Origin of the sequence: Acinetobacter sp. FDAARGOS_724, assembly GCF_013364475.1 — a bacterium.
In the GTDB taxonomy this organism is placed as follows: Bacteria; Pseudomonadota; Gammaproteobacteria; order Pseudomonadales; family Moraxellaceae; genus Acinetobacter; species Acinetobacter variabilis.
Genome location: NZ_CP054908.1, coordinates 895,003 through 917,612, shown reverse-complemented (window position 1 = coordinate 917,612; position 22,610 = coordinate 895,003). Strand labels below are relative to the sequence as shown.

At 43.5% G+C, this 22,610-nt stretch carries 26 protein-coding genes and 2 tRNA genes; 12 read left to right on the top strand and 16 right to left on the bottom strand.

Annotation, left to right across the window (positions count from 1 at the left end; all coding sequences use genetic code 11):
• Nucleotides 1–36 precede the first annotated feature (36 nt).
• Nucleotides 37–954 (bottom strand): lipid A hydroxylase LpxO, encoded by a 918-nt coding sequence (gene lpxO, locus FOC32_RS05680; protein WP_034580362.1) that lies wholly within the window; start codon nucleotides 952–954, stop codon nucleotides 37–39.
• A gap of 473 nt (nucleotides 955–1,427) precedes the next feature.
• Between lpxO and fadB the strand changes: the two genes are divergently transcribed.
• Nucleotides 1,428–3,578, top strand: a complete 2,151-nt coding sequence (fadB, locus tag FOC32_RS05675; RefSeq protein WP_005232577.1) for a fatty acid oxidation complex subunit alpha FadB — start codon at nucleotides 1,428–1,430, stop codon at nucleotides 3,576–3,578.
• Between the two features lie 12 nt (nucleotides 3,579–3,590).
• The gene (fadA, locus tag FOC32_RS05670) at nucleotides 3,591–4,763 is read left to right on the top strand and encodes an acetyl-CoA C-acyltransferase FadA (protein ID WP_005232579.1); all 1,173 of its coding nucleotides are present in this window, start codon (nucleotides 3,591–3,593) and stop codon (nucleotides 4,761–4,763) included.
• A 61-nt stretch (nucleotides 4,764–4,824) separates the two neighbouring features.
• Here fadA and FOC32_RS05665 read toward each other — a convergent pair whose 3' ends face one another.
• Together FOC32_RS05665 and FOC32_RS05660 are read right to left on the bottom strand one after the other, a co-directional pair.
• Entirely contained in the window at nucleotides 4,825–5,205 is a 381-nt protein-coding gene (locus FOC32_RS05665) for a hypothetical protein (protein WP_158651683.1), read from the bottom strand.
• A 6-nt stretch (nucleotides 5,206–5,211) separates the two neighbouring features.
• Nucleotides 5,212–5,727 (bottom strand): Panacea domain-containing protein, encoded by a 516-nt coding sequence (locus FOC32_RS05660; protein ID WP_005232581.1) that lies wholly within the window; start codon nucleotides 5,725–5,727, stop codon nucleotides 5,212–5,214.
• Nucleotides 5,728–5,859: 132 nt separating this feature from the next.
• Here FOC32_RS05660 and FOC32_RS05655 point away from each other — a divergent pair, with 132 nt between their 5' ends.
• The 3 genes from FOC32_RS05655 (at nucleotide 5,860) to FOC32_RS05645 (ending at nucleotide 7,317) form a co-directional block, all read left to right on the top strand.
• Complete coding sequence (locus tag FOC32_RS05655; protein ID WP_081400878.1) at nucleotides 5,860–6,255, top strand: transposase family protein; 396 nt, start codon at nucleotides 5,860–5,862, stop codon at nucleotides 6,253–6,255.
• Nucleotides 6,203–6,679: an IS5/IS1182 family transposase gene (locus FOC32_RS16915; RefSeq protein ID WP_005232582.1), complete on the top strand. Its 477-nt coding sequence runs from the start codon at nucleotides 6,203–6,205 to the stop codon at nucleotides 6,677–6,679. The genes FOC32_RS05655 and FOC32_RS16915 overlap by 53 nt, the downstream gene beginning before the upstream one ends.
• Nucleotides 6,680–6,936: 257 nt before the next feature.
• A complete protein-coding gene (locus FOC32_RS05645; RefSeq protein WP_005232583.1) occupies nucleotides 6,937–7,317 on the top strand; it encodes a hypothetical protein in 381 nt (126 codons plus the stop codon).
• A 98-nt stretch (nucleotides 7,318–7,415) separates the two neighbouring features.
• On the opposite strand, the gene tehB is transcribed toward FOC32_RS05645, so the two are convergent.
• The 7 genes from tehB to FOC32_RS05610 all read right to left on the bottom strand — a co-directional run bounded on the left by tehB (nucleotide 7,416) and on the right by FOC32_RS05610 (nucleotide 11,800).
• A complete protein-coding gene (gene tehB, locus FOC32_RS05640; RefSeq protein ID WP_005232584.1) occupies nucleotides 7,416–8,282 on the bottom strand; it encodes an SAM-dependent methyltransferase TehB in 867 nt (288 codons plus the stop codon).
• Between the two features lie 194 nt (nucleotides 8,283–8,476).
• Entirely contained in the window at nucleotides 8,477–9,226 is a 750-nt protein-coding gene (locus tag FOC32_RS05635; RefSeq protein WP_175966614.1) for a hypothetical protein, read from the bottom strand.
• A 241-nt stretch (nucleotides 9,227–9,467) separates the two neighbouring features.
• A complete protein-coding gene (locus tag FOC32_RS05630; protein WP_005232586.1) occupies nucleotides 9,468–9,968 on the bottom strand; it encodes a hypothetical protein in 501 nt (166 codons plus the stop codon).
• A gap of 231 nt (nucleotides 9,969–10,199) precedes the next feature.
• Nucleotides 10,200–10,613: a hypothetical protein gene (locus FOC32_RS05625; protein WP_224213982.1), complete on the bottom strand. Its 414-nt coding sequence runs from the start codon at nucleotides 10,611–10,613 to the stop codon at nucleotides 10,200–10,202.
• A 317-nt stretch (nucleotides 10,614–10,930) separates the two neighbouring features.
• Nucleotides 10,931–11,006: transfer RNA gene (locus FOC32_RS05620), tRNA-Phe, on the bottom strand.
• Between the two features lie 137 nt (nucleotides 11,007–11,143).
• Nucleotides 11,144–11,219 (bottom strand) — tRNA-Phe (locus FOC32_RS05615).
• A gap of 203 nt (nucleotides 11,220–11,422) precedes the next feature.
• Nucleotides 11,423–11,800 (bottom strand): GNAT family N-acetyltransferase, encoded by a 378-nt coding sequence (locus tag FOC32_RS05610; RefSeq protein WP_004781604.1) that lies wholly within the window; start codon nucleotides 11,798–11,800, stop codon nucleotides 11,423–11,425.
• 96 nt (nucleotides 11,801–11,896) lie between these two features.
• Here FOC32_RS05610 and hisB point away from each other — a divergent pair, with 96 nt between their 5' ends.
• From hisB to FOC32_RS05585, 5 genes are all read left to right on the top strand, one after another.
• On the top strand, nucleotides 11,897–12,490 hold the full coding sequence (gene hisB, locus FOC32_RS05605) for an imidazoleglycerol-phosphate dehydratase HisB (RefSeq protein WP_005232589.1): 594 nt from the start codon (nucleotides 11,897–11,899) through the stop codon (nucleotides 12,488–12,490).
• Complete coding sequence (gene hisH, locus FOC32_RS05600; protein WP_005232590.1) at nucleotides 12,490–13,107, top strand: imidazole glycerol phosphate synthase subunit HisH; 618 nt, start codon at nucleotides 12,490–12,492, stop codon at nucleotides 13,105–13,107. Before hisB ends, hisH begins: the two co-directional genes overlap by 1 nt.
• Before the next feature lie 151 nt (nucleotides 13,108–13,258).
• Nucleotides 13,259–13,921, top strand: coding sequence for a 3'-5' exonuclease (locus FOC32_RS05595; RefSeq protein WP_034580436.1), 663 nt, complete (start codon nucleotides 13,259–13,261; stop codon nucleotides 13,919–13,921).
• Nucleotides 13,922–14,142: 221 nt separating this feature from the next.
• Nucleotides 14,143–14,877: a 1-(5-phosphoribosyl)-5-[(5-phosphoribosylamino)methylideneamino]imidazole-4-carboxamide isomerase gene (gene hisA, locus FOC32_RS05590; RefSeq protein WP_005232592.1), complete on the top strand. Its 735-nt coding sequence runs from the start codon at nucleotides 14,143–14,145 to the stop codon at nucleotides 14,875–14,877.
• A 67-nt stretch (nucleotides 14,878–14,944) separates the two neighbouring features.
• A complete protein-coding gene (locus FOC32_RS05585; protein WP_005232594.1) occupies nucleotides 14,945–15,874 on the top strand; it encodes a DMT family transporter in 930 nt (309 codons plus the stop codon).
• Between the two features lie 61 nt (nucleotides 15,875–15,935).
• Here the strand turns inward: FOC32_RS05585 and FOC32_RS05580 are convergent, their stop codons facing one another.
• The 3 genes from FOC32_RS05580 to FOC32_RS05570 are packed head-to-tail and all read right to left on the bottom strand — an operon-like array spanning nucleotide 15,936 to nucleotide 17,952.
• The gene (locus tag FOC32_RS05580) at nucleotides 15,936–16,331 is read right to left on the bottom strand and encodes a DUF4870 family protein (protein ID WP_005232596.1); all 396 of its coding nucleotides are present in this window, start codon (nucleotides 16,329–16,331) and stop codon (nucleotides 15,936–15,938) included.
• A 20-nt stretch (nucleotides 16,332–16,351) separates the two neighbouring features.
• Nucleotides 16,352–16,978 carry a DUF1294 domain-containing protein gene (locus FOC32_RS05575; RefSeq protein ID WP_005232597.1) on the bottom strand — a complete coding sequence of 209 codons (627 nt, stop codon included), beginning with the start codon at nucleotides 16,976–16,978 and terminating at the stop codon, nucleotides 16,352–16,354.
• Between the two features lie 26 nt (nucleotides 16,979–17,004).
• Nucleotides 17,005–17,952, bottom strand: coding sequence for a homoserine kinase (locus FOC32_RS05570; protein WP_005232598.1), 948 nt, complete (start codon nucleotides 17,950–17,952; stop codon nucleotides 17,005–17,007).
• A gap of 113 nt (nucleotides 17,953–18,065) precedes the next feature.
• Between FOC32_RS05570 and hisF the strand changes: the two genes are divergently transcribed.
• Nucleotides 18,066–18,824 (top strand): imidazole glycerol phosphate synthase subunit HisF, encoded by a 759-nt coding sequence (gene hisF / locus FOC32_RS05565; RefSeq protein WP_004781588.1) that lies wholly within the window; start codon nucleotides 18,066–18,068, stop codon nucleotides 18,822–18,824.
• A 338-nt stretch (nucleotides 18,825–19,162) separates the two neighbouring features.
• Here hisF and FOC32_RS05560 read toward each other — a convergent pair whose 3' ends face one another.
• Nucleotides 19,163–19,756 carry a hypothetical protein gene (locus FOC32_RS05560; protein ID WP_005232599.1) on the bottom strand — a complete coding sequence of 198 codons (594 nt, stop codon included), beginning with the start codon at nucleotides 19,754–19,756 and terminating at the stop codon, nucleotides 19,163–19,165.
• A gap of 108 nt (nucleotides 19,757–19,864) precedes the next feature.
• Here FOC32_RS05560 and FOC32_RS05555 point away from each other — a divergent pair, with 108 nt between their 5' ends.
• Nucleotides 19,865–20,935, top strand: coding sequence for an AraC family transcriptional regulator (locus FOC32_RS05555; RefSeq protein ID WP_005232601.1), 1,071 nt, complete (start codon nucleotides 19,865–19,867; stop codon nucleotides 20,933–20,935).
• A 72-nt stretch (nucleotides 20,936–21,007) separates the two neighbouring features.
• On the opposite strand, the gene FOC32_RS05550 is transcribed toward FOC32_RS05555, so the two are convergent.
• Both FOC32_RS05550 and FOC32_RS05545 read right to left on the bottom strand, forming a co-directional pair.
• Complete coding sequence (locus tag FOC32_RS05550; protein WP_005232602.1) at nucleotides 21,008–21,253, bottom strand: hypothetical protein; 246 nt, start codon at nucleotides 21,251–21,253, stop codon at nucleotides 21,008–21,010.
• Nucleotides 21,254–21,338: 85 nt separating this feature from the next.
• A complete protein-coding gene (locus FOC32_RS05545) occupies nucleotides 21,339–22,436 on the bottom strand; it encodes a DNA/RNA non-specific endonuclease (RefSeq protein WP_005232604.1) in 1,098 nt (365 codons plus the stop codon).
• Between the last annotated feature and the right edge of the window lie 174 nt (nucleotides 22,437–22,610).

The following is a 22,610-nucleotide window of genomic DNA, read 5'->3' as shown; positions in this document are numbered from 1 at the left end:
ACGCCCTGAGGGGCGTTCTATATTTTGTTTTGCAGCTTAGGCAAACAGATAAGGACGAACAAAGATCAGGAAGAAAATACCTAGCATCAGGAACCATTTCAGGAAATAGTACAGCTGGCGGTTTTGTGCTTTTAAAGCCTTAGCCTTGACACGAAGTTGATAAACATAACCAAAGACCTTGTTTAAGCCACCGGTCTGATCTCCGACTTCATTCGGTGAACTGGCTGCCGTCATTACCTTTTTGCCAAACCAGTGATTAAAGCGTTCCATCCAGCGGGTTTTTAAAGGTCGCTCGACATCTGCAAAGAAAATGATCCGGTTCTGGTCAGTCTTGTTTTCGGCATAGTGGATATAAGTTTCATCAAATACCACGCTCTCGCCGTCGCGCCAGGAATAACGCTGACCATCGACATCGATAAAGCAGCGGTCATCATTCGGGGTCATTAAGCCCAAGTGATAACGCAATGAACCGGCATACGGGTCACGATGACGGACCAGACGGCTGTCAGGTGCCAGCTCGGTAAACATGGCCGCCTTAATCGTTGGCAAGGTTTTGAGCAAGGCGGTAGTTTTTGGGCAGAGTTCTGCTGCAGAGGGATGCGCCGAGTCATACCATTTTAAATAGAAGCGTTTCCAGCCCGTCTTAAAAAATGAGTTAAACCCTAGGTCATCATATTTACTCGAAGCCTTGATCCCACCTTTCTGATAGAGCGCCTGTGCTTCGTCACGAATCATTTCCCAGTTTTCATCCAGCACTTTTAGGTCTTTAAAATGCTGCGTATCGATATAAGGCTGATTCGGTACGCGTGAAAAGGCGTACATCAGAAAATTGATCGGTGCAAACAGGGTCGAATGGTCAAAAAACTGGCGATAAAAAGAATGCCGAACTGTGCCACGTCGCTGAATATATAACGCTGAGATGACAAAGATGGCCAAAATAATCCACTTAAACATATCAATACCCAAAAAGAACGGGGAAAAAATAAAAAAGTCACATCTGAGCCGCATTATAACAAAGCTGCTTTTGCTCTCCCTACCCGCTTGTAGAACACAGCGTTGCATACATTTTCTTACATCCATAGCGGCTGATTTGAATCTCAATTGACTATTTTGACCAAAACACCACACAACAAACATTCCCTATCTGGTCAATTTGCGTTATAAAAACACCGCGACAGCAATAAAAAAGTGAAATTGAAACAATAACTTCATTACACTGCGATAACGGTTCACTGTATTCCTGATATGACAACACCTTGATTGAGCGATAAAAATTGATGACCCTTGCGTCACGGCTTGATACAACTTGTGTTGTTCTTTTTGGATATAGTTATCGTAAGATTAGCGAAGTAAAAAAGTGCGCGGGAAATGCGCGCTTGCTTCACAACATCAACTTAGAAGTCCTCCAAAATAAAGGAGATCAGGGCATGATCCACGCTGGCAATGCCATTACCGTCCAAATGCTTGAGGACGGAATTGCAGAATTCCGCTTTGACTTACAAGGTGAGTCGGTTAACAAATTCAACCGTGCAACGATTGAAGATTTCAAGGCTGCGATTGACGCAGTTTCCGCTGCTGACATTCAGGGTTTAATCGTGACTTCAGGTAAGTCTACATTTATTGTAGGTGCTGACATTACTGAATTCGGCGATAACTTTGCTCAAGGCGAACAGGCAATTGTTGACTGGGCACTACCAGTTCATGAAATTTTTAACAGCTTCGAAGACCTGGACATTCCTAAAGTTGCCGCGATTAACGGTATGGCACTAGGTGGCGGTTTCGAGATGTGCTTAGTCTGTGACTACCGTGTGATGTCAGAACAGGCGCAAGTCGGCCTGCCTGAAATCAAACTTGGTATCTTCCCTGGTTTCGGTGGTACGGTTCGTTTAAGCCGTCTGATCGGTATCGACAATGCAGTTGAATGGATGGCCATGGCTACTCCGAAAAAACCGGCTGCTGCACTGAAAGATGGTGCGGTTGATGCGGTTGTTGCTGCAGACAAACTGAAAGATGCTGCGATTGACCTGGTGAAACAGGCGATTCACGGCCGTTTAGACTGGCAGGCAAAACGCCAGGAAAAACTGGATCCAATCAAGCTGAACATGCTTGAGCAAATGATGGCGTTCAATACGGCGAAAGGTGCGGTTCTTGCAAAAGCAAACCCTGCTCAATACCCAGCGCCTAAACTATTGCTTGATTCTCTTCAGGCAGGTGCAAGCTTACACCGCGATGAAGCGCTTAAAGTTGAAGCTCAAGGCTTTGCGAAAGCTGCGGTAACTCCACAAGCGGGTGCGTTAATCGGTCTGTTCCTGAACGACCAGGTGGTGAAGAAAACTTCTAAGAAATATGAACAAGGTGCACATCCAGTGAACCAGGCTGCCGTTCTAGGCGCAGGAATCATGGGTGGTGGTATTGCTTACCAGGCGGCAAGCAAAGGCACTCCAATCATCATGAAAGACATCGGTAACCAGCAACTTGCACTGGGTATGTCTGAAGCAAACAAACTGCTGACCAAGCAGGTTGAACGCAAGAAGATGAAGCCGGCGCAAATGGGTGAAACCCTTGCCCGCATCCGTCCTACTTTAAGCTATGACGAGTTTAAAGAAGTCGACATCGTGATCGAAGCAGTAACTGAAAACCCGAAAGTGAAAGGCATCGTACTGAAAGAAACTGAATCCAAAGTACGTGAAAACACGATTATTGCGTCTAACACATCTACGATTTCAATCACGCGTCTGGCTGAAAATCTGGAACGTCCTGAAAACTTCGTCGGTATGCACTTCTTTAACCCGGTACACATGATGCCACTGGTAGAAGTGATTCGTGGTGAGAAGACTTCTGCTGAAGCGATTGCAACGACTGTTGTTCTTGCTCAGAAAATGGGTAAAACACCAATCGTGGTCAATGACTGTCCGGGCTTCCTGGTAAACCGCGTACTGTTCCCTTACTTCGGTGCATTTGACCTGTTACTGAAAGATGGTGCTGACTTCCAGCAAATTGACAAAGTGATGGAAAAATTCGGCTGGCCTATGGGTCCTGCTTACCTGATGGACGTGGTTGGTATCGATACTGGCGTTCACGGTGCAGAAGTCATGGCTGAAGGCTTCCCGGATCGTATGAAACCTGATTTCAAAGGTTCAATCCAAGTAATGTACGAAAACAACCGTCTGGGTCAAAAGAATGACGTTGGTTTCTACAAATACGAACTTGACCGTAAAGGCAAAAAAGCCAAAGTGGTTGATCCAACTGCATACGAGCTTGTGGCATCTGTTGCAACTGCTGAAAAACGCGAATTTGATCCTCAAGAGATCATTGACCGTATGATGCTGGCTTTCTGTAACGAAACTGTTCGTTGCCTGGAAGACAACATTGTTGCAACTCCAGCTGAAGCAGATATGGCGATGATCATGGGTGTAGGTTTCCCTCCATTCCGTGGCGGTCCATGCCGTTATATCGACCAGACTGGTGTAGCTGAGTATGTTGCACTTTGCGACAAATACGCGCACTTAGGTAAGGCTTATGAAGCGCCGCAATCATTGCGCGACATGGCTGCTAACAACAAAAAATTCTACGGTTAAGGAGTGACGTGAATGGCTACTTTAAATCCACGTGACGTTGTGATTGTTGATGGCGTACGTACTGCCATGGGCAAATCGAAAAACGGTATGTTCCGCAATGTACGTGCCGACAGCATGTCAGCTGAACTTATCCGTGCGTTGATGGTTCGTAACGAATTTGACCCGAATGAAGTTGAAGATGTGATCTGGGGCTGTGTGAACCAGACTCTGGAACAAGGGATGAACATTGCGCGTAATATCGCATTGTTAGCTGATCTTCCTAAGACTGTTGCAGGTCAAACGGTTAACCGTCTGTGTGGTTCTTCTATGCAGGCAATCCACACTGCGGCTGCACAGATCGCGACTAACCAGGGTGATATCTTCATCATCGGTGGTGTAGAGCATATGGGCCACGTAGGCATGATGCACGGCATCGACCTGAACCCTGCTGCATCTAAGCACTATGCAAAAGCATCAAATATGATGGGCCTGACTGCTGAAATGCTGGGTCGCATGAACGGCATTACTCGTGAAGAACAGGATGCGTTTGGTGTAGAATCTCACCGCCGTGCCTGGGCTGCGACTGAAAATGGTATGTTCCAGAATGAAATCGTAGGCATTGAAGGTCATAATGCTGACGGTTACAAAGTTCTGTGCGATATCGATGAAGTGATCCGTCCGGATGCGAACCTTGAATCGTTCAAATCTTTGCGTCCAGTCTTCGATCCGAAAGGCGGTACAGTAACTGCAGCAACTTCTTCAGCCTTGTCTGATGGTGCATCTGCAATGTTGCTAATGTCTGCTGAACGTGCTCAAGCTTTAGGTCTTAAGCCACGTGCTGTAATTCGCTCTATGGCGGTTGCAGGCTGTGATGCTGCGATCATGGGTTATGGTCCGGTTCCGGCAACACAAAAAGCGTTGAAACGCGCTGGCCTGTCAATTGCTGATATTCAAACCTTTGAATTGAACGAAGCATTTGCAGCACAAGGTCTGTCTGTTCTTAAAGGCTTAGGCATTTATGATAAGCAAGACATCGTGAACCATAACGGTGGCGCGATTGCATTGGGTCACCCATTGGGTTGTTCTGGTGCGCGTATCACAACAACATTGTTAAACGTGATGGAACAGCAAGATACACAAATCGGTCTTGCGACGATGTGTATCGGCCTAGGTCAAGGTATTGCAACAGTGATCGAACGTGTTTAATTCTTAAATACTTCGAGATAAAAAACCCCGCTTATTGCGGGGTTTTCTTTAGGTTTTTTGATCAGTAGTTATTGTGCGATACAAATCTTTTATATGCATTTAATATGTGTACAGATTTTCTATTTAATTCTGTTTTTGCTTCTTCTATTGGAAGCCCATCTAATTTTAACAATTTTTTTAAAGGTTCTATTAATCCCTCTATAACACTGTTCAATTCAGCTGAGAACTCAAATTCAAGTTCATAAATACATTCTGTAATCTCTTGATATGGCATAGGGTAAAAAGTTTCCCCAGTACTATTATCAATCATATTTATTTCATTACATAAAAAAAGAAACGACTGCAGAATTTGCTGTTGCAGTTCTGCAGTCATTTCAAGTGGTATTAAATGTGATTCTATTAATTCATTAAGAGTAAGAAGCTTTATGGATGTATTATTCACAAAAATTTAACCAATTAGTTCTTCGATATCAGTACTTTCAAGACGTAGTTCTTCTTCTGAATATACAATATTTTTTTCGCCTTTTTTAATATTAGGCTCAGCTCTGATCCAAGATTTTTCCTTATGAGTAAGATTAACTAACTCAAAAGCTTCTTTTTCCACTAAGTTTTGAATTATAAAATCTAGTCTATCTCTTTGCTCAGTACTCAAATTTAAAATATTGGGGTTAAAATCATCGCGCTCAAAGCGGAAACCATTTTCATCATTAATTAGTCGGACAGAAGTTTCTGGTGTACTAATTCGGTTGAATCCATACGAACGAAAACTATTATAAACACTAGGAACTACCGGCCCATATTGCCACTTTTCGATTTTATCCTCAAAAAGTGGAATACCTTTCTTCAAAAAATCACAATAAATATAATAAAGAATTTTTTGAAGTTTAACGTGAGTAAAACTAGTATTTGGAAATTTCTGATTCACATACCAAATAATATAGTTAGCAAAGTTTAGAGCATTCATGTCATACCTCCACTAAATTACCCATAATTAATTTACGCCGTATTATAGATCTCTTTCATAAATCAAAAAACGATCTTCTTTTTGGTTAATATTTGCACTCCGGATTTCTTGGCATTCGTGCATAATCTGCGGATGAAATACATCGATTCAAACAAGCTTTCTGATCTTCAGTTCAAGCGATACACAGGCATCTCATGGTCAACTTTCTATTTGATGGTTGAGCAATTGCAAAAGCATGTCTCTGCCAAAGGCAGACCGCCCAAGTTAAGCCTGGAGGATCAGGTTCTGCTCTGTCTGAGCTATTGGCGGGAATACCGAACCTTATTTCACGTTGCGACGAGTTACGGGGTTTCAGAGCCTACAGCCTCAAGAATTGTCCGTCATATTGAAGACTGCCTGATTCGGTCCAATCTGTTTAATTTACCCAAAGATTTACCCGAGGGCGAAGGCATCGACTGGAATGTTGTGATCGTGGATGCCACGGAAATTCCAATCCAAAGGCCTAAAAAAACAGAAGAAAAGCTATAGCGGCAAGAAAAAGACGCATACCTTTAAAGTACAGGCCATGATTCACTACAAAACTCAGCAAATTCTGAGTTTATGTACCAGTCGCGGTGCAGTGCATGATTTCGAGTTGTTCAAACGCAATTTAAACCAGATTCCTTCAGGAGCCTTTGTTCTTGCGGATAAAGGCTATCAGGGGATTTATGTGTTGTATCCGAATAGCCTGTTGCCCTTAAAAGCCAAAAGACACTGTAAATTGGATCCTGAATTGAAAATCTATAATCAGGAAATCAATAAAAGAAGAATCGGAATTGAGCATGTATTTGGCAGCCTGAAAACCTTCAAAATCCTTGCTGAGCGTTATCGAAATAGAGGTAAAAGGCTTGGTTTGAGATTCAATTTAATCGCTGGAATCTACAACTTGGAACTGAGCAAAAATGATTTATGAAAGAGGTCTTATCTATGTTTTTATATTTTTATAAAGAGAAAATAACTTTTTCCTTAGTTTCTTTTTAACATGTGCGATCCAGCTTGTCACTCTCATTTTACATCTCCACTATTAATCAAAATTATAAGTAGAAATATATGTTATCCCTTTGTAATTTTAGTTGAATATTCAACCAATAAAATAATATTTATTAATCACTTAAATTTCATACGTGTATGATCAAGCCTCTTTTTTCCTATTTCCTTAAAAGGGTTTATATGAACATGCTTAAAACAATGATCGCAACTGCAATCGTAGCGACTTCTGCATCTGCAATGGCAACTGAAGCTCAAGTTGCGCCAGCAACTGTTGTAACCAAAACAACCCAAACTATTGCTAAAGAAACTGCTGCACCTGTACAAGCGAAAGTTGAAGCTGCTCAAGCGACTGTTGCTGCAACTCAACAAGCGGCTGAAACTAAAGCTGAAGCAGTAAAAACAGAAGCAACGACTCAAGTAGAAATGGCTCAAGCTACAGCAGAACAACACGTTGAAGCTGCGCAAACTGAAGCAGTAGAAACCAAAGATACGGCTGCTGAAAAAGCAGAAGTAAAAGCCGAGAAAAAAGGCTGGTTCTCTTGGTTTAAAAAAGCAGCTTAAGATTTTTTAAGCATAAAAAAAGATGTCCGGGTGACATCTTTTTTTATTTTTGGCTCTCTCTGATTTAAAGCCAAAAATCTAAAAACTGTATAAATCTCTTATTCGACTTTTTGGGCTAGCATAGTCGCAAAATGCTGCTTGATCCGGTTGCCCTGTTCATCTACACGATGTAATTCACCTACATTTTCATTGTATTTCACCAGATTCCAGCCTTTATAATAGGCACTAAGCTGTCCCGGCTTAAAACTAAACGGAAAGTCTGGCTGTACCGGAATATCATCGGTATCCATCGCACAGACAATCAGGTTATAACCGCCCGGCACTGTCGCCTGCTGCATCTGTGCAATAAGAGGTGGAATGGTATCGGCCTGTAGGAACATCATCACTACCGTACAGCAGATAAAGTCATATTGGCCCTGAATACTTGGGTCAAGATTTAAATCTCGTTGCTGAACCTGAATATTCCCGATTTCTTCGGCCTGAATGATCTGTCTTAAGGTCTGCAGACTATTTTCATTCACATCCCAGGCATCAACTTCAAAACCGTTCTGGCTCAAATACAGCGAATTGCGGCCTGAACCACAACCGACATCCAGCGCACGGCCACCCTTTAAATACGGCATAGCCGCCAGAATTTCCGAATGAGTCGGGCTTAGCTGATATTTTTTGCTGAAGTAATTCTCAGGTTTGCAGTAAAAACGCAGCTGACATTCTGCATCTTCACTGGCAGAAATAATCTTATGCCATACCTGTGGTTCAATAAACGGTGGTTGCTGCTCTGGCGTAAATACATGTTCAGACTGTATATGACCTGACTGATCCAGCATGGCAAAATGCAGCTCACCTTTAAGAACGGTCAGCTTTGCCCAAGTCCCCGCTTTGGTATTATGTGGCTGCTTGAACCCTTGTGGAATAGCTTGCTGTGACCAGACCGGAAATTCTTTATAACATCTCAGTTGTTGCATAAAAGCTTGTGCTCCCTATCTTCTCTTTCCGTCTGCAAGTATGCTTCTGGATATTCATTTTTCTCAAGCATAGTTGGTTCTATTACAGATGAGAACTGGTACATCTTTGATGTAAGCAATGCAGTAAGACTGATCGATCTAGCAAGAAAACCTCAATACAATTTAGCGCATAAAAATCCATAAGACCCTTATATTTAGAGTTTGTTCTCTGCTTCTTTAAGAGCCTGCTGATCCACTTGAGTCATTTGCTGGTTAAGCTGCACTATTTCCTGATAGAGCTTATTGAATTGCTTTAAGGGTGCATCTTCATAGAACATAAAGGTCTGGTCTTTCTTTTCCCATTTATTGTTTTTCAGCACCAGAAATAACTGGTCTGCTTTGGCCAGACTCTGTTTCTCAATTTCAAAAATTGCATGGGCATTATCCTGCTGCTGATTGGCTTTCAGATTATCTGCCAGCTGCTGACGATAACGGCTTTTAATGTCCAGCTGTTTCACCTGCTCTAACTGCTGGGTTGCCCGCTGTTGAATTATCTGTTCATAGCCATCGACAATTTCATGCACACGCTTCAGCATGGCTTCGGTTTCTTTATAGTCTTGAGCCTGATCTTTGGCTAAGCGGTCAATATCCAGAAAACGATCCCAGTCCGCTGCTTTGAGGTCACGTAAATACTGATTGCGAGCCTCGGCACGATCACGCATCTGACCCAAAATAAACTGAGCCATCACAGCATAATCCCCGTCCAGGCGATTATCTTCCAGATCAATCTGAATCGGTTTAGACCAATCCTGTGCCTGCTGCAAAATAGATCCGGTTTTTTCTTCCAGTACCGTTTCATATTCCTGCAAATCGGCCTGCTGTTTTTGCTCTACAGAATTTTGATAAAATAACCAGATCAAAATTACCAGTACCACTCCAGCGATAATCATAAAAACACGGGGCATCTACACGCTCCAGGTCTGTCATCCAGATCTTATTGATTTTTTACACTATGCTTATTTTTCCAGCATAATTCAAGACATAGAACTTTTCACATTTGTGAATGTGCTTTCTCAATACTGAAAAATGAATCCAGTAAAAAGCCTGAAGAAAGGAAATAAGTTTTTAACCCACCCTTTCTCCATGACGTGATCTGGCTATACCGAAACTGACTGACCTGATCAGCCTGGCCCACCGGATTGTGTGCTAGCGCGAACCAAAAGGCAGACTGAGCTCAAGCCGATTCGGATCAAACTGTTCCCGGACGATCTGGACATTGGTGGCATTCCGGTCAATACCGAAAGGTTGCAGAATTACATAGATTCCGTTTCTTGGATCTGAAGACTGCAAGCCTTGCGCTACTGCCAGTACATATTCTCGGAACACAGTAGGCAAACTGTCCAGATCAGGATTAGGCGCTGCTGCCCCTATGTCAATATTTGCAACAACATCACCATCGACACTATAAGCTTGGATATCGCGTTCAATTTTCATCAGGCGCATCTGCAAAGCCTTACGCTGGCTGGCACCTTCCTGATAAGGCGTGATTTCCGTCACAGCACGCATTTCAGGCTCTGCCATGACAGTTAAGGTGGGAAGTACCGTTGTTTCAGAATGAGCAGGAGTTGCGTGACTCAATATAGGGAGAGTAAAAGCAGTACAGGTCAGCATCAGGCCCAAGCTTTGAATGGATTTTAGGAGATTCATCTTATTACCCCTCGGTTGGAAAAGGGAAAGCGTCAGATTAAATCTTACAAGTAATACAGCTTCTTATTGTTAAGTTTGATAAACGGTCAATCGAACCCATTACACCCTGATAAAACCAACCATCAAATCAGGAACAAAGCTCCTAAAAAACATAAATTAATCAAAGGTTAAATTTAAAAAAAGCAAAAATCCCCGGTTTGCGGGGATCGATCTGCATTACTGGCTCGTCCTTTAAGGAGATCTTGGAAATTGTGCTACAGGGGATGGATTGTTGTAGTTTTCTAATAAGCCCAGATTCACCTTGTCCAGATTGATCTGTAATTGAAGGCCACGCCCTGGCTGCATGCTGCTGCTACGATCGATCCCGACATTCTCCAGCAGTGTATACAGCCCTTGGGTTGGATCACTAGATTGTAAGCCTTGGGCGATGGTCATCACATACTGTTGCAGTGCAGGTGACAGTAGACTCAAATCTGGAGCTTGGGTCGGCTTGATATCGAGGTTTGCCAGCACATTTGGATTGACCATGAAATTCTCTGCATCCTTGGTTCCTCGGATTACCTGATGCTGCAAGGCAAGACGATTGGCTTCATTCTCAATAAATGGAACATAGCCAGTTTCATTACTCATTTCAGGTTCAGCCATAATGGTCATCGTCGGCAAGGATAAGCACCGGTTTCTGTTCTTCCGCGTGTACTCCTATGCTCAATGTACCTAACAGAATCCCAAATAAAGATGTTTTTATACTATTCATGGGCTTTCCCCTACTTCAAATTTCACAACCTGAATGCCTTCATCGGTTGCTAAAGTCTGTATTTAATCTAGTTATCTATTAGATTACCTTGATTATTTAGAGAACTCATTCCTGTTCAGATGGATGGCAAAACAAGTTAATTCTTGGGCTGAATCAAAAATTACAGGCAAAAAAAAACCTCAAACAATGTTTGAGGTTTTTTCGAATATGGTGGCGAGACCCAGGATCGAACTGGGGACACACGGATTTTCAATCCGTTGCTCTACCAACTGAGCTATCACGCCGATGCGGTGTATTAAGCCGTATCTGGACACATTAGTCAATCAAAATTATGAAAAAAAAGATTGAGTGTCTGAATTTTGGCCTAAAAAAAAATCCCTGATGGGATCAGGGATTGAAAACTTTAAAATCGTTTTGAATATGGTGGCGAGACCCAGGATCGAACTGGGGACACACGGATTTTCAATCCGTTGCTCTACCAACTGAGCTATCACGCCGATGTCGCGTATTAAACAGTTTCAGCTCTTAATCGTCAAGTACATAACGTATAAAAATCACCAAATGTTTACTTTTCCATCGATTTGCATGTTTATACAGCAATATTTTTCAATATTCTCAGCAAATACCTGACTAATAAAACAAATTGAATCTGTTATTTACAAAAAAAGCAGCCCGAAGGCTGCTTGAAATTTATCTGTATTTAAATTTTTTCAAGATTTGCCAGACAGCGGTGAATGGCCCCACATCCCGGTACGAATGCTTTTACTCCTTTTTCCTCTTCCATTCGGCATGCCTCACTCACCAGCCTTTCTGCAACCCCGCGTCCACGGTTGGCCGGATGCACCACAATATTTTCCAGGGTTCGGCTTTCGCCTTGTCCCGTGCACCAGATGGCGCCGATGATTTTGGTGTTAAATTCTGCGGTATAAAGTAAGGTATACTGTGCAAGGTTTTGCTCTAGATGTTCAATGGCATCTGCCCCATCACTAAATTCAGGGCTAGTGTCATACAGTCGCTCAAGCTGGCTGCGCACTTCGTCGTTTTCTAGAGAAGTATAAGCATGTACGGTAATAGGCATTGATAAACCCTCCTGAGCAATCTAATATGCGGTGACGTCGTCACGGCGAAAATATTTTCTACATCAATCATTTTGACGTATTTGAGGAACGTGTCTATGACAGATCGTATCAGTGAAGTGGTAAGAAATACCAACGAAACCAAAATTCGAGTTCGTTTGAACCTCGATGGTACTGGTCAAGGCACTTTAAACACTGGTATTCCATTTTTAGATCATATGATTGATCAAATCAAGCGACATGGGCTGTTTGATATTGATATTCATTGTGATGGAGATCTGGAAATTGATGACCATCATACCGTAGAAGACTGTGGTATTACCTTAGGTCAAGCGTTCGCTCAGGCTTTGGGTGATAAAAAAGGCTTACGTCGTTATGGACACTTCTATGCGCCGCTTGATGAATCTTTAAGCCGTGTGGTGGTGGATCTGTCTGGTCGTCCGGGTCTGTTTATGGACATTCCATTTACCCGCGCCATGATTGGCCGTTTTGATGTAGACCTGTTCTCTGAGTTTTTCCAGGGCTTTGTCAACCACTCGCTGATGACTGTACACATTGACAACTTAAAAGGTAAAAACAGTCACCACCAGATCGAAAGTGTATTTAAGGCATTTGCCCGTGCACTGCGTATGGCATGTGAAGTTGATCCACGTGCTGCGAATACTGTTGCTTCAACCAAAGGTACCTTGTAATGACCCGTATTGCCCTTCTTGACTATGGCATGGGAAACCTACACTCAGCAGCCAAAGCACTTGAACACGTCGGTGCAACGGTAGATGTAACCAATGATCCAAAACTGATCGCCCAAGCCGACAAAATCGTTTTTCCGGGTGTGGGTGCGATGCGTGACTGTATGCAAGGCATGCATGAAGCCGGAATTGATGAAGTCGTGCGTAATGCCGTGTTCAACAAACCGGTGTTGGCCATCTGTGTCGGCATGCAGGCCCTGATGCGACGTTCCGAAGAAAATGGCGGTGCGGATGCGCTGGGTATTTTTGCAGGTGAAGTCAAACATTTCCCTGAAATGGCAGGTTTGAAAGTACCGCATATGGGCTGGAACCAGGTACATCAGGCCGATCCAAGCCATCCAATGTGGAAAGACATTGCTCAGGATGCACGTTTCTATTTCGTGCACAGTTACTATGTAGAACCGCAAGATCCAAGCATCGTGGCAGCGACCTGTAACTACGGTATTGATTTCTGTACTGCCCTGCATAAAGACAACCTGTTTGCGACTCAGTTCCATCCGGAGAAGAGCCATACTGCAGGCCTTCAATTGCTAAAAAACTTTGTGGATTGGAATATCTAATCCAATATATTCAAAAAGCTCGCATCATGCGGGCTTTTTTATGGGCTACAGTTTAAAATTTTATTTTTGAAAAATAATTCACATCCAAGCTTCCTTCTCTAAGGTATGCTCTATTCAACCTGAATATTCATCAATGGAAGATTCTTTAATCATGGATACACAGCCAAATGATGTCATACCGAGTAAAGAGACAATAGCGACTTTTCCACCTTTTCAAAATATCGCACCTGAAAATATTGTGGTGATTAACAGCATTCAGCAATGTGAAGCTCTACGTGAAGAACTTGAGCAGATTTCGGTCTTTGGTCTGGACACTGAGTCCAAACCGACTTTCAAGGTCGGTGAAGTTTCCACTGGTCCGCATTTGGTTCAGCTGGCCACTCTAGAAAAAGCTTACCTGTTTCAGATGAATGCTGCCATTTGGGATTTTCTGAAACCGATTTTTGCCAATCGAGACCAGATCAAAGTCGGTTTTGGCCTGAAAAATGATGCGCATCTCTTCCGTAAAAGAGGCATTGAGCTGAACAGTGTCATTGAACTGTCAAAGTGCTTTGGTGCGTTCGGCATTAAAAATCCTCTTGGATTAAAAAATGCGATGGCTTTGCTATTTCAGGTGAATTTTCCTAAATCGAAACGGGTTACGACATCGAACTGGGCGAAAAAACATCTCAGTCAGGCACAGATTGAATATGCGGCTGCAGATGCCTATGCACCTTTACTGGTCTTTGAAGAATTGCTGCACCGTGGCCTGAGTCCCAAGGAAGTTCCCAATACTTCACTAAAATTGAAAATTCGCCCGCATTCAAAAATTTGAATGAACAGAAGATCAGTTTTCTAGCGAAATATCATTTTGATATCAGACTCCCTCAGGAGTATTGCAAAGAATAAAAAATTGAAGAATAAAATCTTGTCACTCCAGCATATCTTCAGACAGGTTTTCTTTTTTCATACCGTTTAAGAGTTAGAAATTTCGACTTTATTTGCTAAGATGAACTCACTGAAATTCATTCTAAAGATTGAGCAAGGAGCGAAAGCATGCTGATCATCCCTGCAATTGACCTGAAAGATGGCAAATGTGTCCGTTTAAAACAAGGTCGTATGGAAGACGATACCGTATTTTCTGACGATCCAGTGGCAACAGCACAGCATTGGGTAAATGAAGGCGCTCGCCGCTTGCATTTAGTAGATTTAAATGGTGCTTTCGCAGGTACACCGATTCATAAGCCAGTGGTAGAAGCGATTGCTAAATCACAGCCAGAATTGCCTATCCAGATTGGTGGCGGGATCCGCTCACTGGAAACTATTGAGCACTATCTGGAAGCAGGCGTGTCTTTTGTGATTATTGGTACAAAAGCAGTACAAAATCCTGAATTTGTAGAAGAAGCATGCAAGAAATTTGCAGGCCATATTATTGTGGGTATTGATGCCATGAACGGCATGGTAGCCACTGATGGCTGGGCGAATGTCACTGATGTAAAAGCGACTGATCTGGCAAAACGTTTTGCGGATGCAGGCGTGTCTAGTATTGTTTATACCGATATTGCTCGTGACGGCATGATGCAGGGTGTCAACATCGAGCAAACCGTACATCTGGCACAATATTCAGGTCTGCCTGTGATTGCTTCAGGTGGTGTAACAAATATGGATGACGTGCGTAACCTGAAAGACCAGCCTGGTATTTTAGGTGCGATTACTGGTCGTGCGATCTATGAAGGCACTTTGAATCTGCGTGAAGCACAATTATTGCTGGATGAACAAGAAGCGCTATAATAGCGTCTGCTGAAAAAGAGGTCTGTGGACCTCTTTTTTATTGTTCAATTTTTTGATCCTCTCTCCCATGTCGACACCTGTTTCCCAAACTCCCTCTACTTGGAGAACGAAAGTTCCTCAACTTGCTCTGATCCTGATTACCATCATCTGGGGCGGCAGTTTTATCACCGTACAATATGGCCTGCATTTTAGCAGTCCCGTGATCTTCGTCGGGCTACGCTTTGCAGCGGCGGCAATTGCCGTTACCTTGCTTTCGCTGAAGCATCTGAAAGGCATAACACTCAAAGAAGTGGCAGCGGGTGCCCTCATCGGGGCGGTGATTGCAATCGGTTATGGAACACAAACGGTGGGTCTGCAAACGATTAGCAGTAGTGAATCGGCCTTTCTGACTGCACTATATGTTCCATTGGTGCCCCTACTACTCTGGCTGCTGTTCCGTAAGAAACCGCATTTTATGACCTGGATCGGGGCTCTATTTGCCTTTCTTGGTCTGGTGTTTTTGACGGGCAATGGCTTTGGTGCCATTCAGCTGAATTTTGGTCAGGCGCTGACTTTACTTGGTTCAATTGCCATTGCGCTTGAGATTATTTTTATCAGTCATTTTGCTCCAAAGGTGAATACCCGGCGTGTCACCGTGCTACAACTCATTTTTGCCTCGCTATTTTGTTTTCTGATGGCACCGATGCTGGGTGAAACTCAGTTACCTGACTTTCACTGGCATCTGGCAGGTATTTTGGTCGGCCTCGGTATTGTCAGTGCCTGTATTCAGCTGGTGATGAACTGGGCACAAGAAATGGTAGATCCTTCTCAAGCTGCGATCATTTATGCGGGTGAACCGATCTGGGCAAGTTTATTTGGACGTATGGCGGGAGAACGTTTGCCTGCGCTGGCACTTCTAGGCGGATTGATGGTGGTACTTGGGGTGATTGCCAGCGAATGGAAACCAAAATTTTTCAGAAAAGAAAAAATAGAAGAGTTGAAGGAAGATCTTTCCTAAGCTTATGAACTCCCCCTCTTAAAAAAGGGGGAGTTATTTATCTAAAGAAATATAGCTAACTTTATTTGGTATACATCGGTCGATTGTCATTCAGACGCATAATGCCGCGAATCGCGCGATAGACAATCCAGATCCAGGAAACAAAGACTATAACCAGACAGAAAGTGGATGCGCCAAAAGCGACGCCTGCAAACAGGTCCGGATCTTCATGGGTAAAGAACAGGAATAGGAATGGCACAAAGGCTACAATATTCCAGAATAGATACCACCAGAAACTGCGGATTTGCCAGGTAAAGTGACTTTCAAAAATCGAACCTCGTACATCCGAGCGCTTCACATAGTTAATAATCAGTGCAATCACTGCCAGCAAGCCACCACTAAAAATGGCCACGATATATAAGATATAAAGAATCAGGGTTAGCGTGCGATTTGAGTCTTTATCAATTGAATAGTTCATCTACGCTCCTGTGGTTGTTTCTAGATATTCAGGCTGTTGAAGGGAGAAATCAGCCATATAATCAAAATGATGTTAAAAGCTATAGTACAAAAATAAATTTGCCGGAAGGGTTGTTTTTGTGTTTTATGCCGTAATTTTTGCTGTGCCAGCCAAGCTGCCGGCCACCCTCCTAGAAATGCCACCAGATGCAGGGTATTTTCTGGAATACGGCGATTGCCCAATTGTGCCGCTTCCTTATCCTGGGCATATAGCCAGTAACTGAGAACATTCATCAGGCTCACCAGCAACAGGATCATTCCACTCAACAAGCCGGCTAAACTTAGTCCCACTAATACCAGAATATAAGCCACAGAAGCAACCTGCATCGGCTGTAGTTTTTCTTGCTGGCTTCGGCCTGATGTTTTAGTTTTTGTTTTTGCCGTTTTGGTTTGTGATGCTTTCAGGTACATAACCTGCTGGGCACGATAACGGCCCTGCTCGTCCAGAATCACCAGATAATCCAGCGCACAGCCGACAATTGGCCGTGGACCGGGACGGGCAAAATCCTTGATATGCAAAAACACGCGATCTTTGGCCGGATCATTGGGCTGAATAAAGCCATAGCCTTTGTCATCAAACCATTCCACTAAACGTCCCTGATCGCGCATTTTGCCTGTTCCTGTTTATTTTAAAGTTAAGCTGTCACGAATTTTAAACGTTCAATCAGCATGTTACGCATCTCTTCCGGATTTTTTTGCAGAATATCTTCACCGGTACGACCTTCAGCCGCATTTTTCTGTGCCACTTGTAAACGCATCATCCAGAAACGACCCGCAGCCATTGCCAGGTAAAGCTCCAGACATGATTTTTCATCTGCAGTTAAAGGGCGAATAGTTTCATAGGCTTTTAAAAAGGCATTGGCCTTTTCTTCATTTAAAGTAACCTCCGGATAATTGGTACAGAAGTCATTTAAAGTAATCGCGATATCAAACAGGAATTCATCTTTATTCAGTTCATAAAAGTCCAGAATTCCTTTCAGCTGATCACCCTCAAACAGGGTATTGTCACGAAACAGATCCGAATGGATAAAGCCACGTGGACGATCTGGATATACTGCGGTTAAAGCTTCATACAGGCCCAGAAGTTTGCCTAGTAAGACTTTATCTGCTGCGTTCAGGCTTGGTTTAATTTCCTGTGCTACGTTATACCAGTAGGCATGGTCACGGACAAAGGCACGCTCAAGTTTAAAATCTTTCAATGCCACATGCATTTTGGCCTGAGCAATGGCAATCGCTTCCACATGCGCAACGGTAGATGGCATCGGATGCTCACCCATCATACGTGGCGCAATTTGTGCGGGCTTATTTTTTAGCGTGTGAATGGCTTTACCTGAGTGGGATAAAGGCACCGGTACGGCCAGACCTGCCTGCCCCAAATGCTGCAAGACCGGCACCAGTTCTCCGGCGGCCTGTTCATCCATATCTTCAAAAACGGTCAGCACATATTGCTGGTTTTCGCAGACCAGAAAATAGTTCGTATTCTGGATACCTCCTTGAATGGGAATCAGATCAATCACCTCAAGTCCATAAGGTGCTGCGAAATCCTGAACTTCCTTTAAAGTCAAAGTGGTATAAACCGACATAGAAAACCTGCGAAAAAACTTACATATTTTTGCTAGAATACCGTTTCCATCTACCAAGGTGTAGCGCTTGCGTGGGTGAGTTTCATAATCGGCTGTAATAATTGGAAAAATTTATGCTAGCTAAACGTATTATTCCTTGTCTGGACGTCGACAACGGTCGCGTAGTCAAGGGTGTTCAGTTCCTTGATATTCGTGATGCGGGTGACCCGGTAGAAGTGGCACGCCGTTATAATGAACAAGGTGCCGATGAAATCACTTTCCTTGATATTACCGCTACACATCATGGACGCGACACCACTTACCGTACCGTTGAGCGTATGGCTGAATCTGTATTCGTACCGCTTACCGTAGGCGGTGGCGTGCGTAAAGTCGAAGATATTCGTTTACTGTTAAATGCAGGTGCGGATAAAGTCAGTATTAACTCGGCAGCAGTCTTTAACCCTGAGTTTGTACAGGAAGCCTCACAGCGTTTTGGTGCGCAATGTATCGTGGTGGCGATTGATGCCAAAAAAACTGGCGAGAATAAATGGGAAATCTTTACCCACGGCGGACGCAAACCGACCGGTATTGATGCCCTGGAATGGGCAGAGAAAATGGCCAGCTACGGCGCAGGCGAACTGTTAATTACCTCTATGGATGCCGATGGCACCAAAGCAGGTTATGACATTCCACTCATGCGTGCTATCAATGACCGCGTCACTGTACCGACGATTGCCTCTGGTGGCGTAGGCAACTTGCAGCATCTGGCTGACGGGATTATCCATGGTGGTGCCGATGCAGTACTTGCCGCCTCTATTTTCCACTTTGGCCAGCATACCATTCCTGAAGCCAAGGCTTATCTAGCTGCTCAAGGCATTGAAATGCGTCTCTAAACAACAGCCTTCAAATGAAAAAGAGCGTGAATATCACGCTCTTTTTTTTATGGATTATTCTTAGGAATCATTTAAATTCTGGACAAAAAAAGGAGTCTTGCGACTCCCTATAAAAACCAAGAAGAACTACAGCACTTGGTATTTTTGACATTTACAATATAACTCAATCTGTATGCAGGTTGATAAGACTTTCAATCATCAACAGACGCAAATATAGGTGAAATCCTGAGCACAATATTGACAATATATACAGAATTTATTGACAAATCACGACAGGGCTAACCAAAGTGAGAAATGGTTAACATTTTATGTGGCAGATTACTCGAATTTTAAGTTATTTAATCACGATCTTTAGCCCATTTAGCCGGGAAATAACGCTGGGTTAAGTGGGTTAAGCGCGTAGAGATCTGCTCCGGCAAGGCAATACCAAGGGGATTTTTTTCCTGTAAATCTGCTGAAGAAATCACCCGGGTTCCCATCAAATAATCAAACCAGGGCTTGGTTACACACCAGTTGGCATCTTGGTTACTGTTCATATGATGATCATAATGCCAGGGAATTTTTTTTCTGGCCCATTCTGGTTGCAGATGTGCCCGCCGATGCATATAAAAATAATTGCCTGCACTATATAGCGTGGCCAAAAACATGCCTTTGGACAAGGGATAAAAAGCCAGCCCGAATACGCTCGCTGCGACGGCCAGTGAACCGATTTCATTACGGATTCGCCAGTTTTTCAAACCTTCAACATAGGCATAATCAGAAAATCTGGTCTTGCGAACTTCACGATGATGTTCCCAATGTGAGCGCATGCTGTCCGGCACTGGGCTATAACGCGTCTGCCCTGCCCGATGGGTACCATGCAGCACATATTTATGCGCGAACCATTCAAAGCCATTGGCTACGACCAGTCCTGCTAGAAAGCCTTTCCACATGATCTTTTCCTCCCTGTTTGTTTACACTATAGGTCAAAAAAAGGGCTAGATATTGACCGATAATTTCAATATCATTGACAAAAAACGACAGAACAAAAGAATTAAAAAATGCACGTTCCCCAAGATTATGTCGGTTCGGTATATGGTGGTTTAGGACATTTGCTTTTGGACTATTACCAGCTCAAACAACTGGACATTCCCAAGAAATTGTTTGCGATCCAGAACCTGGAGCGTTTTGATTATATTCTCTGGCGTGATCTGCTCAGCCAGCTGGACCAGGAGTTGCAGCGGCCAGCACTCGGCCTGGAAATCGCGCAACTGGTGCAAGCCAAGCATCTGGGTATTATTGGCTATCTGGCATTATCCAGTGAAACGCTGGGCGAAGCCTTTATGCGTTATCATGACTATCATCGCCTGATCTATGATGGCAGTCCCTTACAGGTCAGTCTGGATCGAGATTACCTGTCTATTTCCTGGAGTGAAATTCCGTTTAAAGTGAGTACGCAACTCACAGATGAGATTGCCATCGCGCTCATGACTGAATTTATTCGCTCAAGCATTCTGGACCAGCATCAACTGCATCTGCATGAAGTCCATTTTCAGCATCCGGTCAATAAAAATATTGCGGTCTATGAACAGTATTTCCGCTGCAAGGTCCGTTTCGGTCAGGCCAGAAATCAGGTACTGATTCCTGTGAGTGAAATGTCGACTCCTTTAAAGAAAGGTGATCAGACCTTACAGAAATTACTGATGCAACAGGCAGAAGCGGTGCTGGAAAAACTTCCGAACTCCACCCAGATTGATCAACGCTTGCAACAGGCGATTCTGGTGGGTCTGCAGAAAAATATGTTCCAGATTGAACATATCGCCAAACAGATGAATTTTTCTGTACGTCAGCTACAACGTTACCTGCAAAAACAGGGCCAGACCTATCAGCAGCGTATACAGGAAATCCGCTGCATGATGGCCATGCAATATCTAAAAGATCCTCATCTGAGTTTGCAGGAAATCAGCATGCTGCTTGGCTATTCTGAACAAAGTGCATTTCAGCGTGCCTTCAAGCAATGGACCGCTCAGACACCACAACAATGGCGCTCAGAATATCTGGAAACCCAGGTGCAGGAAAAATTTCTGGACTATCCTGCTACCGCAGAGATTAATGTCCCATATCAGATTTAAAAGTTTGAATAAAATAAAAAAGCTCCTCATCAAAGGAGCTTTTTTCTAGCCGGAATAGTGATTAAGAAATTTCTATAAAAATGGATTTTCAATTTCATCTGCATCATTGCGTTCAATTTTTTCTGGCAGATCCGGTGTTTCTTCGAGCTGCTGCACAATATCATTTAACAGTGCTTGTAAGACTTTGGCTGCCTTGAGACCGGCCTGGTCTTTGGTAATTTGCAGATTGCCATACACACTGACACAGTCCAGATCATTCTCAACTGTCAGGTCATGAATCGCATGCGATTCGGTTCCATTTTCAAATGCTTTAAACATTAATTTCCACTCTGTTTTATTATTGTTACTCACCTGTCTTCAGCATGCTACCTGAAGCCTGCTTTTTACAGCAAGCTCCTTTTCACTATTTCAGCAGCTGCAGTATGTATTGTAGTAAGGCCTCAATCAGCTGTTTAACAATCGTATCCTGGGTATCATGATCGATCCCGTTCTTATTGACTGATGAGCTCGTATTACTTGTACTGGCCGAACTTGAAGCCGACGGTTTGAACTCACGCTGCAATTTTTCCAGATCTTCTTTCGGCACGTCTTCAGCACACTGGCTTTCTGCATCCCAATTCGAATAGGCAATTTTCTGGTTAGCCTTCACAGCATTCGCAGTCAACGGCAGATGATAGGTATTACGTTTCTGTTCTTCAGTTAACTGAGGAAACAGGTTAATGCCAAGCTGCTCTTCCAGATAACAGACACTGACAATGCGAACCTTGAGCGAATTATCATTAGGAGCATAGTAGGCACCAATGGCTCCAGTTTTCGGCATATAGATTGCTTTGTACACGGCAGTTGGTACAATCACACCCTTGCCAATAGTTTTCAGTTTTTTGGCTGCAAAGACAGGCCCAGTCACTACATATACGTCCTGCTTCTGCTTGGTCACAATGGCCCGGGTCGCTTCTTCTAGCTCGCGCCAAACCTGCTGATTGTTCTTTGGTGCCTGCGGAACCATATTGGCCAGCGAGAAACTGTCAGACTGTGAAGCTTTATTTGGCATATCTGCATTTGGCGCCATATGGCCACGGTCATAGCCTGAGCCACGATAGTCAGCCAAAGTCGCACGATGAGCAGCATTTAGTCGTGTTTCTTCATGGAAGTTGTCTTCACGTGGAATTTTCTGGCTCAGACGCTTCGGTGTTAAAGCCTCCGCCACCCACAGTGGCGTTTTGGATACACCCGAATAACCCACATTAAAGCCATTAAAACACAGTGAATAACTGTCTTTTTTCAGGCTGTCTTTCATCAGGTAAGGCGGGATGTCCCGGTAAAACTGTTCCAGACAGCTCGAATTCGATGTAGAAGGCAGAGAAATCCACTGACTGATTTTTTCCTGGCCAAACGCAATCGCAAAACTCCCGGAAGCGACCATTGCCAGGATCACTTTCACGCTATTTTCATTAAAAAACTGAAAAACTGAATTCTTCGACTTACGCTGCTTCTTTGCCATGCTACACATGCTTTTAAGATCAAAATCGGGGATTTTGCGAGCTTAACAAGCCATGTATATGAAGTATATCTTACCCTCTTTATTTGCCTAATAATTACACAATCTACCCCTATATTCTTAAATCTTGTAACAAAGTGTCGTTTTTTTAGTGAGCTTTCAGCGCGGTTTTTTAAC

Coding starts and splice junctions, on each gene's coding strand:
- FOC32_RS05550 (WP_005232602.1), bottom strand. CDS start 21,253: ATGTTTAAAGCATTTGAAAATGGAACCGAATCGCATGCGATTCATGAC.
- FOC32_RS05585 (WP_005232594.1), top strand. CDS start 14,945: ATGTCGACACCTGTTTCCCAAACTCCCTCTACTTGGAGAACGAAAGTT.
- hisB (WP_005232589.1), top strand. CDS start 11,897: ATGACAGATCGTATCAGTGAAGTGGTAAGAAATACCAACGAAACCAAA.
- FOC32_RS05660 (WP_005232581.1), bottom strand. CDS start 5,727: ATGAATGCTCTAAACTTTGCTAACTATATTATTTGGTATGTGAATCAG.
- FOC32_RS05545 (WP_005232604.1), bottom strand. CDS start 22,436: ATGGCAAAGAAGCAGCGTAAGTCGAAGAATTCAGTTTTTCAGTTTTTT.
- hisF (WP_004781588.1), top strand. CDS start 18,066: ATGCTAGCTAAACGTATTATTCCTTGTCTGGACGTCGACAACGGTCGC.
- lpxO (WP_034580362.1), bottom strand. CDS start 954: ATGTTTAAGTGGATTATTTTGGCCATCTTTGTCATCTCAGCGTTATAT.
- FOC32_RS05645 (WP_005232583.1), top strand. CDS start 6,937: ATGAACATGCTTAAAACAATGATCGCAACTGCAATCGTAGCGACTTCT.
- FOC32_RS05610 (WP_004781604.1), bottom strand. CDS start 11,800: ATGCCTATTACCGTACATGCTTATACTTCTCTAGAAAACGACGAAGTG.
- FOC32_RS05580 (WP_005232596.1), bottom strand. CDS start 16,331: ATGAACTATTCAATTGATAAAGACTCAAATCGCACGCTAACCCTGATT.
- fadA (WP_005232579.1), top strand. CDS start 3,591: ATGGCTACTTTAAATCCACGTGACGTTGTGATTGTTGATGGCGTACGT.
- FOC32_RS05570 (WP_005232598.1), bottom strand. CDS start 17,952: ATGTCGGTTTATACCACTTTGACTTTAAAGGAAGTTCAGGATTTCGCA.
- FOC32_RS05630 (WP_005232586.1), bottom strand. CDS start 9,968: ATGAATCTCCTAAAATCCATTCAAAGCTTGGGCCTGATGCTGACCTGT.
- FOC32_RS05560 (WP_005232599.1), bottom strand. CDS start 19,756: ATGTGGAAAGGCTTTCTAGCAGGACTGGTCGTAGCCAATGGCTTTGAA.
- fadB (WP_005232577.1), top strand. CDS start 1,428: ATGATCCACGCTGGCAATGCCATTACCGTCCAAATGCTTGAGGACGGA.
- FOC32_RS05625 (WP_224213982.1), bottom strand. CDS start 10,613: ATGGCTGAACCTGAAATGAGTAATGAAACTGGCTATGTTCCATTTATT.
- hisA (WP_005232592.1), top strand. CDS start 14,143: ATGCTGATCATCCCTGCAATTGACCTGAAAGATGGCAAATGTGTCCGT.
- FOC32_RS05555 (WP_005232601.1), top strand. CDS start 19,865: ATGCACGTTCCCCAAGATTATGTCGGTTCGGTATATGGTGGTTTAGGA.
- hisH (WP_005232590.1), top strand. CDS start 12,490: ATGACCCGTATTGCCCTTCTTGACTATGGCATGGGAAACCTACACTCA.
- FOC32_RS05635 (WP_175966614.1), bottom strand. CDS start 9,226: ATGCCCCGTGTTTTTATGATTATCGCTGGAGTGGTACTGGTAATTTTG.
- FOC32_RS05595 (WP_034580436.1), top strand. CDS start 13,259: ATGGATACACAGCCAAATGATGTCATACCGAGTAAAGAGACAATAGCG.
- FOC32_RS05655 (WP_081400878.1), top strand. CDS start 5,860: ATGAAATACATCGATTCAAACAAGCTTTCTGATCTTCAGTTCAAGCGA.
- tehB (WP_005232584.1), bottom strand. CDS start 8,282: ATGCAACAACTGAGATGTTATAAAGAATTTCCGGTCTGGTCACAGCAA.
- FOC32_RS16915 (WP_005232582.1), top strand. CDS start 6,203: ATGCCACGGAAATTCCAATCCAAAGGCCTAAAAAAACAGAAGAAAAGC.
- FOC32_RS05575 (WP_005232597.1), bottom strand. CDS start 16,978: ATGCGCGATCAGGGACGTTTAGTGGAATGGTTTGATGACAAAGGCTAT.